Genomic DNA, 15,999 nt, shown 5'->3' on the forward strand with positions numbered 1-15,999 from the left:
GCAGGTGAATCAGGGGTTGCGCACCGGTGACACCCGGCCGTGGTCCGCCTTGCGAGAGGATTGCCACGGGTGGGACCATCGCTACATCCTCTGAGCCCGCAAGGTAGGTCAGTCCTGTGTCTGCAACTTCCGCGTCGCCCGCGAAGCCCCGCACCACCGCCGTCGTCCTGGCGGGCGGTACAGGTCAGCGTGTGGGTCTGTCGATCCCGAAGCAGCTGTTGAAGATCGCGGGGAAGGCCGTCATCGAGCACACGCTGTGGATCTTCGAGCAGAGCGACTCGATCGACGACATCATCGTGCTCATGGCGCCGGGTTACGTGCCCGACGTGGAGAAGATCGTCGCCAAGGCCGGACTGACCAAGGTCAGCCGGGTCATCGAGGGCGGCGCGACGCGGAACGAGACCACCGAGCGCGCCATCGCCGCCCTGGGCGAGGGGCTGGCGCAGGGCGAGGACCGCAACGTCCTGTTCCACGACGCCGTACGCCCGCTGCTGTCCCAGCGCGTGATCAAGGACTGCGTGGACGCGCTCGGCCGCTACCAGGCCGTGGACGTGGCGATCCCGTCCGCCGACACCATCATCGTGACCCGCACGCACGGCGGCGACGGCGAGTTCATCACCGACGTGCCCGACCGCTCCCGGCTGCGGCGCGGCCAGACCCCGCAGGCGTTCAAGCTCTCCACCGTCCGCAGGGCGTACGAGGTCGCGGCGGAGGACCCCAACTTCCAGGCCACCGACGACTGCTCCGTGGTCCTCAAGTACCTGCCCGACGTGCCGATCTACGTCGTCGCGGGCGACGAGTACAACATGAAGGTGACGCAGCCGGTCGACGTCTTCATCGCCGACAAGCTCTTCCAGCTGGCCTCCACCGCCGCTCCGCAGCAGGTCTCCGAGGACGCCTACCGCGAGCTGCTGGCCGACAAGACGCTGGTGGTCTTCGGCGGTTCCTACGGCATCGGCGCCGACATCGCCCAGCTCGCCGAGGCGTACGGCGCCAAGGTTTACGCGCTGGGCCGCTCCACCACCGGCACGCACGTGGAGAACCCGGAGCACGTCGACGACGCGCTGTCCCGCGCCTACGGCGAGACCGGCCGTATCGACTACGTGATCAACACCGCGGGCGTGCTGCGCATCGGCAAGCTGGCCGAGACCGACAACACCACCATCCAGGAAGCGCTGAACGTCAACTACCTGGCCCCGGTGCAGATCGCGCGCGCCTCGTACAAGTACCTGGTGGAGACCAAGGGCCAGCTGCTGCTCTACACCTCCAGCAGCTACACCCGGGGCCGCGCCGAGTACAGTCTCTACTCGTCCACGAAGGCGGCCATGGTGAACCTCACCCAGGCGCTCTCGGACGAATGGGCCGGCGAGGGGATCCGCGTCAACTGCGTCAACCCCGAGCGCACCGCGACGCCCATGCGCACCAAGGCGTTCGGTCAGGAGCCCGAGGGCTCGCTGCTCTCCTCCGAGGCGGTCGCCAGGACCTCCCTGGACGTACTGCTCTCCGAGCTGACCGGCCACGTGATCGACGTACGCCAGCAGGACCCGACACGCGGAGCCTCCGAGGCCTCCGATTTCGAGCAGGCGCTGGCCGCCGTACTGGACCGTCAGGAAGATGTGTAATAATTTTCCACAACTTGCATGATTCGGGCCTCTGTGATCGCCTTCCGGCGTATCGCGGAGGCCCGAATGCGTGAAGCCCCACCTTCACAATTTCCGTCAAATGTGAAATAAACCGGCACTCCTCTGGAGCAGGTTCTTCGTGATTTCGACCGCCATTCGACTGGCCCGCGTGGGCAGCCGGTCCGAGCTGGCCGCGGCAGTCCTGCTGGGGCTGGGCTATCCGTGCGTGCTGCTCGCCGCACTGATTCCGAATCTCGGCTTCTTCGCCGTGGCCGCGGCTGTGACCTACGCAGCCGACCGTTTTCTGCATATGCGTGGCAGTTACCTGGTCAACCGGCTCCAGAAGGTCCGAGCCGGTCTGTCGATCCGCTTCCTCGTGCGTCAGCTGCTGCTGATCCTGCTCGTGGCGCGGCTCGACCTCGCCGACCGCATCATCTTCTACGTCATGCTCGGCGGCTTCCTGGTCTTCTACGCGCTCCAGGTCTTCCACGGCGCGCTGGTGACCCTGATCCGGCTGCGCCGCACCATGCCGGTCGCCACCCGCAACGTCGACCTGAGCGCCCTGCGCATCCCCGACGCCCCGCCGGCCAGGCTGCTGCGCCGCTCGGGCGAGAAGATGCTCCACCTCGACCTTCCCGCGGTGGCCGGTCTGATCGTCGCCGCGTGGACCGGCGACTACCTCTACGGCTACCTGGGCGTGGGCCTCACGCTCGGCCTCGGTCTGCTCTACGTCGCCGCCCTCGCCCTGAACCTGCGCCGTCGCCGGCGCGTGCCGGCGGCGGCCACCGTGCTCGCCGCCGTGGACGACTGGCTGCGCGGCTATCAGCCCACCGTGGTGCTCTACTTCTCCGGGTCCAAGGAGTCGGCCTACCAGGTCAACATGTGGCTGGAGACCATGGAGCAGATCGACGGGAAGCCGCTGATCATCCTGCGTGAGCGCGGGATCGCCTCCCAGCTCGCCCCGACCGCGGTACCGGTCATCTGTGTCCCCGGCGGGACGCATCTGATGAACATGGACCTCTCCACGGTCCGGGTGGCGCTGTACGCGGCCAATGTCGGCAAGAACATCCACCTGCTGCGCGTGCCCACCATGAAGCACGTCTTCATCGGCCACGGCGACAGCGACAAGCTCGCCAGCGTCAACCCGTACAGCAAGGCGTACGACGAGGTGTGGACCGCGGGCCGGGCCGGCCGCGACCGTTACGCGCTGGCCGACGTCGGGGTGCGCGACGAGGACATCGTCGAGGTGGGGCGCCCGCAGCTGGCGCCGATCCAGCTGTGGAGCGGTACGCCGAAGAACCCGATTCCCACGGTTCTGTACGCGCCCACCTGGGAGGGCTGGGACGACAACCCCGGCAACACCTCGCTGCTGCTGGCCGGCGAGAACATCGTCCGGCGGCTGCTGGCGGCCGAGCGCCCGGTCCGGGTCATCTACAAGCCGCACCCGTTCACCGGCATCCGTGACCGCAAGGCCAAGGACGTCCACGAGCGCGTCACGGCCATGCTCGCCGAGGCCACGGCCGCGCGGCAGACCGAGCCGCGCTGGACCGAGGCGGCCGAGGCGGTACGGAGCGAGCAGAGCGCCGCGCGCGCCGAACTGGCCCGGATCGAAGCCCGTCTCGCGGAGCTGGACGCACCGGCCCGCGTCGGCGGCGACGAGGCGGAGCGGTCGCGCACCTCCCTCGCCGACCAGCGCGGGCTGGACGAGGCGAAGCGGCTGCGCGGCGAGTGGAACGACGCCTTCTGGCGGTCCTTCGGCTACTGGGAGCACCGGGTCGTCACCGGTCCCGAGCCGAAGCTGTACGACTGCTTCAACCAGTCGGACGCCATGGTCTCCGACATCTCCAGCGTGGTCTCGGACTTCATCGCGAGCGGCAAGCCGTACGCGGTCACCGACTCGGCCCAGCTGGGCGTGGAGGAGTTCAAGCGGCAGAACACCGCCGTACGGGCCGCCGTGGTCCTCTCCAACAGCGCGGTGGAGCTGGACGAGTTGCTCACGGCGGTCGCCGACCCGGCCGCCGACCGGCAGGCGCGGGACCGTACCGAGCTGAAGCGGTATCTGCTGGGACCCGACGAGCCGACGTCGATGGAGCAGTTCAACGCGGCGACCCGGGACCTGGCCGAGAAGGCCACGGCCCGCAACGAGAGCGTCGAGCAGCGCCTCACCGAGCCCGAGGGCGCGGCGCCGCCGGACGACTCCGCGCCGTCGGCCGAGCCCGAGGTCAACGACCTGGACTCACCGGTACGCGGATAGCCCGGCCCGGCCGGTCCCCGAGGGGGACGGCCAAGGACGGTACGGCAGGCCCGGCGGGGCGCCTCAGCGGCGCCCCGCCGGGCCTTTCGCTTTCCGCCCCCGGGAGGGCCGTGGATCGACGCGGCGTCAGGGCCATGTGATGGCAGTCACAGAGAATGGTCAACGTGGGAAGACAACCAACATTCGCCACAACTTGTCTTCCTTTCCGATGAACAATAAGTCTGTTCCTGATGTGAGTGTGATCGTCGGGGCATATGAAGCAATGCCCTACTTGATCCGCTGCCTGGAATCGGTCGAAGCCCAGACCCTGGGTGCCGACCGTATCGAGATCGTCGCCATCGACGACGGCTCGACCGACGGCACGGGGGAATATCTGGAGGAATTCGCGGCACGGACGGCCATCCCGACCAGGGTGGTACGTCAGGCCAATTCGGGCGGCCCCAGCGGGCCGCGCAATGTGGGCATAGGTATGGCCCGGGGGCGCTATATCTTCTTCCTCGACGCGGACGACTACTTCGCCGAGGAATCCCTGGAGCGCATGGTCGCCATGGCCGACCGCGCCGGTACGGACGTGGTGCTCGGCAAGGTCGAGGGAGTGAACAGAGGCGCGCCCAAGTCGATGTGGCGCCGCACCGCCGACCGGGTCGACATCTACGACTCGCAGGTGATCTACACGCTGAGCGCGCAGAAACTCTTCCGGCGCGCGCTCATAGAGCGGCTGAATCTGCGCTTCGACGAGGGGCTGAAGACCGGTGAGGACGCGCTCTTCACCATGGAGGCGTACATCCGGGGCAAGGGCGTCTCGGTCATCGCCGACTACACCTGCTATTACCTGGTCGGCCGGGACGACGGCAAACACGTGACCAAGAGCGGCAGTTATACGCTGCGGTTCGATTCTGCGGGCGCTCTGATGGCGCTCATCACCGAACTCGTACCGGCCGGTCCCAAGCGGGACCGGCTGATGGTCAGACCTTTCACGGTCGGACTGATCCAGCAGTTCGGACACGGCGTCCTGAAGCAGCCGAAGAAGATACAGAAGCACAAACTGGAGCTGGCGGCGCCGCTGATGGAGCGCTACTGGACCCCCGGCGTCGCCCGGCGCATCAAGGTCGCCGAGCGGCTGCGCCTGGAGTGCGTCGCCCTGGGCCGGCTCGATCTGCTGGCGGACATGCTGGCCTTCGTCAAGGCGGAGACCGTGCCCGAGGTCGTCCAGCGCGGCCGGGACCGTACCCCCCATCTCGTCTTCCCGCACTTCGAGGACCGGTCCTCCGGCATAGGGACGGCGGCGTACGAGGTGACCGTGCCCGACTGGCTGGGCAAGCCGGGACTACAGCGCATCGACCCGCCCGAGGTCGTACGCCGGCGCAACTCGCTGGCGCGCAGAGTGGCGCGCCGGTTGCGCGCCCAGGCGCGGGCCATAGCGCTGCCGCGCAACCGCACCGCGTGAGCGCGTCCTGTCCGGGCCGCATGGGCGCGGCCCGGACGGGCACCTGACAGGACAAGAGGACCACCGCCGGAACCGCCGGTGGTACCGGACCGGCGCTCGACCGCGCGCGGTGACCCCGGAGCGCACTTCAATGCGCCCCCGGTTCACCCGCGCAAGACGGCCAACAGCGGCTCTTAAAGGAGATGGTGGGTAAAATCGGACTGGTCGGGCGAAGCCCGGTCGGCATCGAGATCAGTATGGGATGGGGATCGTGAAGGCACTCGTACTGTCCGGCGGGGCGGGGACCCGCCTGCGCCCGATCACGCACACCTCCGCGAAACAGCTCGTCCCCGTGGCGAACAAGCCGGTGCTCTTCTACGGCCTGGAGTCCATCGCCGAGGCGGGCATCACGGAGGTCGGTGTCATCGTCGGGGACACCGCTGAGGAGATCAAGGAGGCCGTCGGCGACGGCTCCCGGTTCGGCATAAAGGTCACCTACCTCCAGCAGGACGCCCCGCTCGGTCTCGCCCACGCCGTCCTCATCGCCAGAGACTTCCTCGGCGACGACGACTTCGTGATGTATCTCGGGGACAACTTCATCGTCGGCGGTATCAGCGGTCTGGTGGACGGCTTCCGCGAGGAGCGGCCCGACGCGCAGATCCTGCTGACGAAGGTACCCAACCCGACCTCCTTCGGCGTCGCCGAACTCGACGACGAGGGAAGGGTGGTGGCCCTGGAGGAGAAGCCGGCCGAGCCCAAGAGCGATCTCGCGCTCGTCGGTGTCTACCTCTTCACCCCGGCCGTCCATGAGGCCGTGCGCGCCATCGAGCCCTCCTGGCGCGGCGAGTTGGAGATCACGCACGCCATCCAGTGGCTGATCGACCAGCGGCGCGACGTGCGCTCCACCACCATCTCCGGGTACTGGAAGGACACCGGCAACGTCACCGACATGCTGGAGGTCAACCGCTCGGTGCTGGAGACCGTGGAGCCCTGCCGCGACGGCAGCGTGGACGAGGCGACCGAGATCATAGGGCGGGTCAGGATCGAGGCGGGCGCCCGGGTCACCGGCAGCCGTATCGTCGGTCCCGCGATCATCGGCGCGGACACAGTGGTCCACAACGCCTATGTCGGGCCCTTCACGTCCGTCTCGGAAGGGTGCAGGATCGAGGACAGCGAGATCGAGTACTCCATCATCCTGCGCGGCTCCTCCATCACCGGCGTACGCCGGGTGCAGGCGTCGCTGATCGGCCGGGACGTCGAGATCACCCCCGCGCCCCGTACCCCGTCCGCCCACCGACTCGTCCTCGGCGACCACAGCAAGGTGCAGATCTCCTCATGACCGACAGGATTCTGGTGACCGGAGGTGCGGGCTTCATCGGCTCGCACTACGTCCGTACGCTGCTCGGGCCCCAGGGGCCCGGGGACGTCCGGATCACCGTCCTCGACAGCCTGACCTACGCGGGCAACCCGGCCAACCTCGACGAGGTGCGCGACCACCCCGGATTCGCCTTCGTCCAGGGCGACATCTGCGACGCGGAACTCGTCGGCGAGCTGATGGCCGAGCACGACCAGGTGGTGCACTTCGCCGCGGAGTCGCACGTGGACCGCTCCATCGACGGCGGCGCGGAGTTCGTCCGTACCAACGTCGTGGGCACGCACACCCTGATCGACGCCGCCCACCGCGCCGGGGTCCGTACCTTCGTGCACATCTCCACCGACGAGGTGTACGGCTCGATCGACGACGGGTCGTGGCCGGAGACCGATCCGCTGGCGCCCAACTCGCCGTATTCGGCGGCCAAGGCGTCCAGCGACCTGATCGCCCTCTCGTACCACCGCACCCACGGCCTCGACGTGCGGGTGACCCGCTGCTCCAACAATTACGGGCATCACCACTTCCCCGAGAAGGTCATCCCGCTGTTCATCACCAACCTGCTGGACGGCGAGAAGGTCCCGCTGTACGGGGACGGCGGGAACGTCCGCGACTGGCTGCACATCGACGACCACGTCCAGGGCATCGAACTGGTCCGTACGAAGGGCCGGCCCGGCCAGGTCTACAACATCGGCGGCGGCACCGAGCTGTCCAACAAGGAGCTGACCGGGCTGCTGCTGGAGGCGTGCGGAGCCGACTGGGACACCAGCGTCGAGTACGTCACCGACCGCAAGGGCCACGACCGCCGCTACTCCGTGGACTGCGCCAAGATCCGCGACGAGCTGGGGTACGAGCCGCGCAAGGACTTCGCCACGGGCCTCGCCGAGACCGTGGAGTGGTACCGCGACAACCGCGCCTGGTGGGAGCCGCTGAAGGGCCGGGCCGCGCTGTGAGCGCCTGGCTGGTCACCGGATCCGGCGGCATGCTCGGGCAGGACCTGCTCGCCCGGCTCGCCGCCGAGGGGCAGCGCGCGACCGGTCTCGACCGGGCCGCGCTGGACATCACCGACCCGGCCGCCGTGCGCGCGGCCTTCCACGCCCACGCGCCCGCCGTGGTGGTCAACTGCGCCGCCTGGACCGCCGTGGACGACGCGGAGGCCAGGGAGCCCGAGGCGCTCGCCGTCAACGGCACCGGGCCGCGGGTCCTCGCCGAGGCGTGCCGGGAGTCGGGGGCCGTGCTGCTCCAGATCTCCACGGACTACGTCTTCCCCGGCGACGCGGGCACCCCGTACCCGGAGGACGCCCCCACCGGCCCGCACAGCGCCTACGGGCGCACCAAGCTGGCGGGGGAGCGCGCGGTGCTCGACACGCTGCCGGAGCGCGGCTATGTCGTCCGTACGGCGTGGCTGTACGGAGCGGGCGGCGGCAACTTCGTCCGTACGATGATCAAGCTGGAGTCCGTCAAGGACACCCTGGACGTGGTGGACGACCAGCGCGGCCAGCCCACGTGGACGGCCGATCTCGCCGACCGGCTGGTCCGGTTGGGCCGGGCGGCGCTCGCGGGGACGGCCGAGCCCGGCGTCTACCACGGCACCAGCGGCGGCGAGACCAGCTGGTTCGGCTTCACCCGGGAGATCTTCCGGCTGCTGGGCGCGGATCCGGAGCGGGTCCGTCCGACGACCAGCGCGGCGTTCGTCCGCCCCGCCCCCCGGCCCGCGTACAGCGTGCTGGCGCACGACGCGTGGAAGGCCGCCGGCATCGACCCCATCAGGGACTGGCGCTCGGCACTCGCCGAGGCGTTCCCCGAACTGCTGACAGCCCAGCGCCAAACGGGTGTTACTGGCCAGTAGATGTTTACGTAGGGGGCTTTTTCCCACTAAGTTCACTGAGAATCAATCCCTGGTTGTTGATTCTCAGTGAAGGGCCCCTTACGTGGATCGCCACGGCTTCCTGCGCCATATGCACCGTGTGTACAAACCCCGCACTTATCTGGAAATCGGGGTCAATGACGGGCGCAGCCTGGCACTGTCCCGGGTTCCCTCGGTGGCCGTCGACCCGGCTTTCCGGGTGGTCACGGACATCAGCTGCGACGTCCATCTGGTCAAGGCCACCAGCGACGACTTCTTCGCGCGCAAGGACCCGCTGATCCATCTGCGCAACGGCCGGAATCCGTTCCGCGCGCTGGCCCGCCGCGACCCGGTCAACCTCTTCGGCGGCGAGCCGAAGCTGGAGCTGGCCTTCATCGACGGCATGCACCTCTTCGAATACGCGCTGCGCGACTTCATGAACGTCGAGAAGCACTCCCGCTGGTCCAGCGTGATCATCCTGGACGACATGCTGCCGCGTGACGTGGACGAGGCCGCCCGCGACCGGCACACCAAGTTCTGGGCCGGCGACGTCTACAAGGTCGCCCAGGTGCTGCGCCGCTACCGCCCCGACCTGCTGGTGGTCGACGTGGACACCGCGCCGACCGGAGTGGTGGCCGTCTTCGGCGCCAACTCCGAGTCGACGGTGCTGAAGAACGCGTACGACGAGATCATCGAGGAGTACGTCGTCCCCGACCCGCAGGACGTGCCCGAGGAGGTGCTCGTCCGCAAGAACGCCGTGCGGCCCGAGGCGCTGCTCGGCGCCGGCTTCTGGCCCGGCCTGGTCCGGGCCCGCAACCTGCGCCGCTCGCGCTCGGCCTTCGTGCCGCTGCGCAGGCAGATCGAGGCGATCACGGGCTGACGCCGCCCGCCTTCCCCGCAGCACGCGAAGGGCCCGCGCGATCCGATGCGATCGCGCGGGCCCTTCGGCGTGCTCAGGGGCGGTTCAGCCGCGCGCGGCCAGCTCCGCGTAGTACGCCCGGCAGTTCTCGTACGACGGCAGCAGGCCCTTGGCCTCGGCCTCGGCGAGCGTCGGGGCGGCCGCGTCCTTGTCGGACAGCAGCGGGGTGATGTCCGCCGGCCACTCGATGGAGAGCGCCGGGTCCAGCGGATCGACGCCGTGCTCGCGCTGCGGGGCGTACCCCTCGGAGCAGAGGTAGACCACCGTCGCGTCATCGGTCAGCGCCATGAAGGAGTGTCCGAGACCCTCCGCGAGATAGACCGCCCGGTGGTCCACGTCGTCCAGCCTGACGGCCTCCCAGCGCCGGTACGTCGGAGAGCCGACCCGGATGTCCACGACCACGTCGAGCACCGCACCGCGCACGCACTTCACGTACTTGGCCTGGCTGGGCGGCACATCGGCGTAGTGGACGCCGCGCAGCGTGCCGCGGCTGGACACGGAGCAGTTCGCCTGGGCGAGGTTCAGCGGATGACCGACGGACTTGGCGAAGCCCTCCGCCCCGAACCACTCGTGGAAGCTGCCACGGCTGTCCGGGAAGACCTTCGGCTCATACACCCAGGCGCCTTCGATCGAAAGCGGTCGCATCTGATCACATCCTTGTTCTGTCACGGGGACTCGCTACGGGAGGTCGGCGTCCGTCAGAGACGGGCCGCGAGCCGCCGCACCTTCTTGCGCGTGGCCGGCGGCAGCCGGCGCACGATCGGGCCGCCGACGGAGCGGAGCACCCTGCGTACGGACGCCCGGCGGCGCTGCACCGTCACCACCCGGACGAGCAGCGGATCGACCTGGGGCAGATCGCTGCGGTCCAGCCGGATCCGGCCGCCCTCGGCGACGGGCACCTCGCACAGGTCCAGCTCCGGGGCCTTCTCGCCGTCCAGCCGCACGGAGAGCCGCGCGGGGCCCACCGGCAGCCCCGGGACGCGCGGGGGCACATCGAGATGGGCCCTGCCGTGGTCGGGGCGCAGCGTGGCGGGGGCGGTCCTGGAGGTGCCGTCCGCGGCGGTCAGCACCAGCTCGACCGGGTGGGAGCCGGAGGCGGTGCCGGTGAACACGTCGAGACGCAGCTCGGACCGGCCGCCCGGCATCCGGAAGACGGGGCGGTCCGCCAGATAGGGGGCCAGCTTCTTGCCGCGGCCCGCGACGTCGAGGGTGAGGTTGCCGTACGGGTCGGTGAAGTACGGGATGACCGGCCGGCCGGGCGTACCGAGCAGGGCCGGCAGGCACTTGGCGTCCACCTGCGGCGCCCGGTCGGCGCCGAGCCTGGCCTTGCGCACGAGCCCGAGGCCGCGCAGCGGCACCCAGACGTCCCAGAAGCCGCGCGAGACCCGGCCCCTGCCCTTGACCGCCTCGCTGGTGACCCGGCCGGTGCCGCGCAGGACGACCTCGTACACGTCCTCCTTCTCCTTCGGCTCCTCCGCCGATCGCGGCTCCCGCTCCGGCTTGGCGACCTTCTCGATCTTCACGGTGAACTCGGCGGGGCACGGCCACTCGACGGCCGTCTCCCGGTTGCGCAGCGACATCTCGCCCTTGAACTCGTCCATGTCGTCGGTCACATCGAGGAGTTCGCCGTCCGGCAGCACCCCTTCGGTGATCTCCGGGTGCAGGAAGTAGCGGCCGTCGCGGCGGACGAAGCGCAGCGGGCGCCGGTCCTCGCCGTGGACCAGCCGGCCGGTGACGGTGAGCGCGATCCTGCCGTCGGGCTCCCAGACGAAGTCCTCCAGACGGGCCACGCCCGTCACGGACTTGGCGAAGGCGGCGGCCTTCAGCAGCCCCTCGCGGTCGTCGGCGCGCAGCAGGGTGGAGCGCAGCCGGGTCAGCGCGCCGAGCCCGTCGTGCACGCCGTCGTGCATGAAGTCGCGCGCCAGCGGTCCCACGGCGTCGCACATCTCGTCGAGGTACTCCGGCGTGTAGCCGAGAACCGACGGTTCGCTCAGCCGTGCGAGCATTTCGACCCGGTAGAAGCGGCGCAGCAACCGGTCCCGGAATTCACCCGGTTCAGTGTTGTTCTCGACGACTTCGAGGACCTCGCGGAGGTTTCCGTAGTACCCGGAGGGCACGATCCGCGCCGATCCGGCGTTCTGGCCGTCGTCCCGCTTCGAGTAGTAGTAGCAGGTGTAATTCCCCAGGATGGAGACGACCTTGGCGGGGAAATACGCCTGCATCATGTACAGCTGGTCCTCCAGCCGCCGCTTGCCCTCGGGGTAGGCGATGCCGTTCTCGCGGAGGAACTCCGTACGGAACATCTTGTGCGGGGTGAGGCTGTCGTACAGCGGCGCGTTCGTCAGATCGCATTTCTCGCGGGTCGTCCTGAAAACACCGTGCGGAACGCCGCGGAAATTGGAAGCGACCTTTCCGATGACGATGTCCGAGCCATTGCGGTGGCCCATCTCGTACAGCCGGCGCAGCGCGTCGGAGGCCAGGTGATCGTCCTGGTCGAGGAAGTGGACGTACTCGCCCGCGGCCTCCGCGACCCCGATGTTCCGGGGCTTTCCGGGCCAGCCCGAGTTGGGGATGTGGATCGCGCGGAAGTGCGGATGTTCGTCGGAGAGTTTGTCCAGCCGGGCCGGGGTGTCGTCCGTCGAGCCGTCATCGACGAAAAGCACTTCGAAATCCTCGGCCGGCAGAGTCTGGGCCAGCAGTGAATCCACACAGGGGTCGATGTACTTTCCCGGGTTGTAGACCGGAATGACGACACTCACTTTTACTGGCATGTACGGATGGCCCATCTCGTGTGTGGTCTCAGGGTGTTTCGAGTCGAGGGAGTCGCCGTCATCGGCGAAGTACGCGGGCGCCGTTCCGGCCAGCGTAGCGCCGGGGGGAACGGGCGATGTATCCCGACTGTTGTTACACCTGTCAGACCGCTGCCGTGGCGGCCCGGTTGGTCTGTTGACGCGTGTTTGACGTGCGTTTGACCCGCGAGAGGCACCTCACGCGTGTCCCATCCAGTGAAATGGACCACCCCCGCGCGGTCCGGTCCGCGTACGCTGACCGGGCCGGAAGCCGGGAAAAGGCCCGCCCGGCAGCGGTACGGGCGTACGAGAGCGCGAGAGCAGAGGCTGAGTACGGTGGCAGCGGCACGGCAGGACGCGGTGGCACAGGCCCGCAGGATCGTCGTCAAGGTCGGTTCCTCCTCGCTCACCACCGCCTCCGGAGGACTCGACGCGGACCGGGTGGACGCCCTGGTCGACGCGCTCGCCACCGTGCGGGGCCGGGCGCACGCGGCGGGCGGGGACGACGAGCGGGAGGTCGTGCTCGTGTCGTCCGGCGCCATCGCCGCCGGACTCGCCCCGCTGGGGCTGTCCCGCCGCCCCCGTGACCTGGCCCGCCAGCAGGCCGCGGCCAGCGTGGGGCAGGGGCTGCTGGTCGCCCGGTACACGGCCTCCTTCGCCCGGTACGGCGTACGCGTCGGGCAGGTGCTCCTCACCACGGACGACACCAGCCGCCGGGCCTCGTACCGCAACGCCTACCGCACCCTCGACCAGCTCCTCGGCATGGGCGCCGTGCCGGTCGTCAACGAGAACGACACCGTCGCCACCGCCGAGATCCGCTTCGGCGACAACGACCGGCTGGCCGCCCTCGTCGCCCATCTCGTCCGCGCCGATCTCCTCGTGCTGCTCTCCGACGTCGACGGGCTCTACGACGGCGACCCCAGCAGGCCCGGCGCCTCCCGGATCGCCGAGGTGCGCGGCCCCGAGAACCTGGCCGGTGTCTCCATCGGCAGCACCGGCAAGGCGGGACTCGGCACCGGCGGCATGGTCACCAAGGTGGAGGCCGCCAGGATCGCCGCCGAGGCCGGTATCCCGGTGGTGCTGACCTCCGCCAGCCGGGCCGCCGACGCCCTCGCGGGCCGTGACACCGGCACGTACTTCCACTCCACGGGACGCCGCTCGGCGGGCCGGCTGCTGTGGCTGGCGCACGCCTCCACCCCGCTGGGCGCGCTCACCCTGGACGACGGCGCCGTACGGGCCGTGGTGGAGCGGCGCACCTCGCTGCTGCCGGCCGGAATCGCCGCCGTCGAGGGCGAGTTCAGCGCGGGCGACCCGGTCGAGCTGCGGGATCCGGTGGGCCGCCCGGTCGCGCGCGGGCTGGTCAACTTCGACGCCAAGGAGATCCCCCAGCTGCTGGGACGATCGACCAGAGAACTGGCGCGCGAACTCGGCCCCGCCTACGAGCGCGAGGTCGTACACAGAGACGATTTGGTCATCCTGCATCCCTGACCCGCCCCTGAAAGGGCTGAAAGTCCGGACTCCGGGCAGGCACCTTTACCAAAACGGCCCCACGTTCCGCCCGGGACTGGTCAACTTTGTCCCAGGGGTACAGGCGGGGAACAGCACGACGACGCAACAACAGGAGGCCGCTGGTGAGACGAGCGCGCCCGGGGGCGGTGCCCCGAGGGACCGGTGGCGGCGCCCAGGCCCGGCGGACGACGGGCGAGAAACGAGCCCTGACCAGCGTCGAAGCGGGGGACGCCTTCGACGACACCGCCAGAACCGCCGACGCGGCCGAGGAACGGCGGGCCGAGGAGCGGCGGGCCGAGGAGCGGCGGGCCGAGGAGCGGCAAGGGGAGGCGGCATCGACGACGGACGTGTCCGGGAAGGGGCGCCCGGTGTCGAAGCTGTGGCACATCACGCTCAGCGTCTCGGGCCGGGAAGCGCCGCTGACGGAGGTCAGACGCGGTCTCGAACAGCTCGCCCATGACCATCCCTTCCTGCTGACCAGCAGATACGCCAACGACCACGCGGAGATCCGCTACTGGGAGGAGGCCCGGGACCTGCACGACGCCGCCGCGGTGGCGCTGCGGCTCTGGGGCGAGCACCGCTCCACCGCGAAGCTGCCGCCGTGGGAGATCGTCGGCCTGGAGGTCATCGACCGGGAGACCTACCACCTGCGCATCGCGGAGGGATACGGTCCGCCGCCGGCGGCGGGCGCCGGGGTCCATCCGTTCTGAGAGCCCGCCGCGCGACCGTACGACGGCCGGAGCGGTGACCGGTCCGGCCACCGCTCCGTCTCGCAGTGCGGAATACGTGCCGAATGCCCGCAGGGCGCGCATTACCCTGCGGGCATGACCTCGCTCTCGCCGTACGACAACCTCACCCCGGTCGCCAGGGCCGCCTACCGGTCCCGCGCCGCGGCCGCCGATATCGCGCCGCTGCCGCGCGCGGCCAAGGACGACGCGCTGCTGGCGATCGCCGACGCGCTGGAGGTCCGTACCCACGAGATCGTCACGGCCAACGCCGAGGACGTCGCGCGGGCCCGCGAGGCCGGCACCGCCGAGTCGGTCATCGACCGGCTGACCCTGACCCCGGAGCGGATCAGGGCCATGGCCGCCGACGTAAGGGACGTGGCCGCCCTGCCCGACCCGGTCGGCGAGGTCGTCCGCGGTTCGACGCTGCCGAACGGGATCGACCTGCGCCAGGTGCGGGTGCCGCTCGGCGTGGTCGGGATCATCTACGAGGCCCGCCCCAACGTCACCGTGGACGCCGCCGCCCTCTGCCTCAAGTCGGGCAACGCCGTACTGCTGCGCGGCTCCTCGTCCGCCATCGCCTCCAACACCGCGCTCGTCCGGGTGGTGCGCGACGCGGTCGGCGGCGCGGGACTGCCCGCCGACGCCGTTCAGCTGGTCCCCGGCGAGGGCCGGGACGCCGTACAGGAGCTGATGCGGGCACGCGGACTGGTCGACGTACTGATCCCGCGCGGCGGCGCCTCCCTGATCCGTACGGTCGTCGAGGGATCCACCGTCCCCGTCATCGAGACCGGCACCGGCAACTGCCATGTGTACGTGGACGCCGACACCGATCTCGACATGGCCGTCGACATCCTGATCAACTCCAAGGCCCAGCGGCCCAGCGTCTGCAACGCCGCCGAGACGCTCCTCGTCCACCAGGACAGCGCCGCCGCGTTCCTGCCGCGCGCGCTGGACGCCCTCGCGGAGGCCGGGGTGACGGTGCACGGGGACGAGCGGGTGCTCGCGTACGCGGCGGGCACGAAGGCGACGGTCGTACCGGCGACCGAGGAGGACTGGGAGAACGAGTACCTGTCGTACGACATCGCCGCCGCGGTCGTCGACTCGCTGGACGCGGCCGTCGCGCACATCCGGCTCTGGTCGTCCGGCCACACCGAGGCGATCGTCACCACTTCGCAGGCCGCAGCCCGCAGGTTCACCCAGTTGGTCGATTCCACGACGGTCGCCGTGAACGCGTCCACCCGGTTCACCGACGGCGGCCAGTTCGGCTTCGGGGCCGAGATCGGGATCTCGACCCAGAAGCTGCACGCGCGGGGTCCGATGGGGCTGCCCGAGCTGACGTCCACGAAGTACATCGTCACCGGCGACGGGCACGTCCGGTAGCGCGTCCGCCCGGCGGGTCGGGCGCCGGCCCGCCGGGCCGTTTCCGGTGGCGCCGGGGCAGACGGGACACGGGTTTCGGATGAGGAACACCGGACCCGTGTGACGAACGCCAAGCCCGGAGAGTTCCGACTCCGCCTGCCCAAAACGCCCTGCCCGG

12 protein-coding genes are annotated in these 15,999 nt (G+C 69.9%); 10 read left to right on the forward strand and 2 right to left on the reverse strand.

Annotation, left to right across the window (positions count from 1 at the left end):
- Positions 1-116: 116 nt before the first annotated feature.
- The 7 genes from OG627_RS23820 (at position 117) to OG627_RS23850 (ending at position 9,397) form a co-directional block, all read left to right on the forward strand.
- Positions 117-1,622 carry a bifunctional cytidylyltransferase/SDR family oxidoreductase gene (locus tag OG627_RS23820; protein WP_329068284.1) on the forward strand — a complete coding sequence of 502 codons (1,506 nt, stop codon included), beginning with the start codon at positions 117-119 and terminating at the stop codon, positions 1,620-1,622.
- Between the two features lie 139 nt (positions 1,623-1,761).
- The gene (locus OG627_RS23825) at positions 1,762-3,876 is read left to right on the forward strand and encodes a hypothetical protein (protein ID WP_329068286.1); all 2,115 of its coding nucleotides are present in this window, start codon (positions 1,762-1,764) and stop codon (positions 3,874-3,876) included.
- A 193-nt stretch (positions 3,877-4,069) separates the two neighbouring features.
- Entirely contained in the window at positions 4,070-5,323 is a 1,254-nt protein-coding gene (locus OG627_RS23830) for a glycosyltransferase family 2 protein (RefSeq protein ID WP_443073525.1), read from the forward strand.
- Between the two features lie 250 nt (positions 5,324-5,573).
- Positions 5,574-6,641, forward strand: coding sequence for a glucose-1-phosphate thymidylyltransferase (locus OG627_RS23835; protein WP_329068290.1), 1,068 nt, complete (start codon positions 5,574-5,576; stop codon positions 6,639-6,641).
- The gene (gene rfbB / locus OG627_RS23840) at positions 6,638-7,624 is read left to right on the forward strand and encodes a dTDP-glucose 4,6-dehydratase (RefSeq protein WP_329068292.1); all 987 of its coding nucleotides are present in this window, start codon (positions 6,638-6,640) and stop codon (positions 7,622-7,624) included. The genes OG627_RS23835 and rfbB overlap by 4 nt, the downstream gene beginning before the upstream one ends.
- Positions 7,621-8,520 carry a dTDP-4-dehydrorhamnose reductase gene (rfbD, locus tag OG627_RS23845; protein WP_329068294.1) on the forward strand — a complete coding sequence of 300 codons (900 nt, stop codon included), beginning with the start codon at positions 7,621-7,623 and terminating at the stop codon, positions 8,518-8,520. Before rfbB ends, rfbD begins: the two co-directional genes overlap by 4 nt.
- A gap of 82 nt (positions 8,521-8,602) precedes the next feature.
- Positions 8,603-9,397, forward strand: coding sequence for a class I SAM-dependent methyltransferase (locus OG627_RS23850; RefSeq protein WP_329068296.1), 795 nt, complete (start codon positions 8,603-8,605; stop codon positions 9,395-9,397).
- A gap of 84 nt (positions 9,398-9,481) precedes the next feature.
- Here OG627_RS23850 and rfbC read toward each other — a convergent pair whose 3' ends face one another.
- On the reverse strand, positions 9,482-10,081 hold the full coding sequence (gene rfbC, locus OG627_RS23855; RefSeq protein WP_329068298.1) for a dTDP-4-dehydrorhamnose 3,5-epimerase: 600 nt from the start codon (positions 10,079-10,081) through the stop codon (positions 9,482-9,484).
- A 53-nt stretch (positions 10,082-10,134) separates the two neighbouring features.
- Positions 10,135-12,195, reverse strand: a complete 2,061-nt coding sequence (locus OG627_RS23860; protein WP_329068300.1) for a glycosyltransferase family 2 protein — start codon at positions 12,193-12,195, stop codon at positions 10,135-10,137.
- A gap of 390 nt (positions 12,196-12,585) precedes the next feature.
- On the opposite strand from OG627_RS23860, the gene proB reads away from it, so the two are divergent.
- The 3 genes from proB (at position 12,586) to OG627_RS23875 (ending at position 15,842) form a co-directional block, all read left to right on the forward strand.
- Positions 12,586-13,713: a glutamate 5-kinase gene (gene proB / locus OG627_RS23865; protein WP_329072918.1), complete on the forward strand. Its 1,128-nt coding sequence runs from the start codon at positions 12,586-12,588 to the stop codon at positions 13,711-13,713.
- Between the two features lie 143 nt (positions 13,714-13,856).
- Positions 13,857-14,444, forward strand: coding sequence for a hypothetical protein (locus tag OG627_RS23870; RefSeq protein WP_329068302.1), 588 nt, complete (start codon positions 13,857-13,859; stop codon positions 14,442-14,444).
- 114 nt (positions 14,445-14,558) lie between these two features.
- The gene (locus OG627_RS23875; RefSeq protein WP_329068304.1) at positions 14,559-15,842 is read left to right on the forward strand and encodes a glutamate-5-semialdehyde dehydrogenase; all 1,284 of its coding nucleotides are present in this window, start codon (positions 14,559-14,561) and stop codon (positions 15,840-15,842) included.
- The last annotated feature ends 157 nt before the right edge of the window (positions 15,843-15,999 follow it).

The organism is Streptomyces sp. NBC_01429 (assembly GCF_036231945.1).
GTDB lineage: Bacteria > Actinomycetota > Actinomycetes > Streptomycetales > Streptomycetaceae > Streptomyces.

What these genes read in the sequence shown, in the direction of transcription:
- rfbB (WP_329068292.1), top strand. Translation starts at nt 6,638, where the DNA reads ATGACCGACAGGATTCTGGTGACCGGAGGTGCGGGCTTCATCGGCTCG.
- rfbC (WP_329068298.1), bottom strand. Translation starts at nt 10,081, where the DNA reads ATGCGACCGCTTTCGATCGAAGGCGCCTGGGTGTATGAGCCGAAGGTC.
- OG627_RS23875 (WP_329068304.1), top strand. Translation starts at nt 14,559, where the DNA reads ATGACCTCGCTCTCGCCGTACGACAACCTCACCCCGGTCGCCAGGGCC.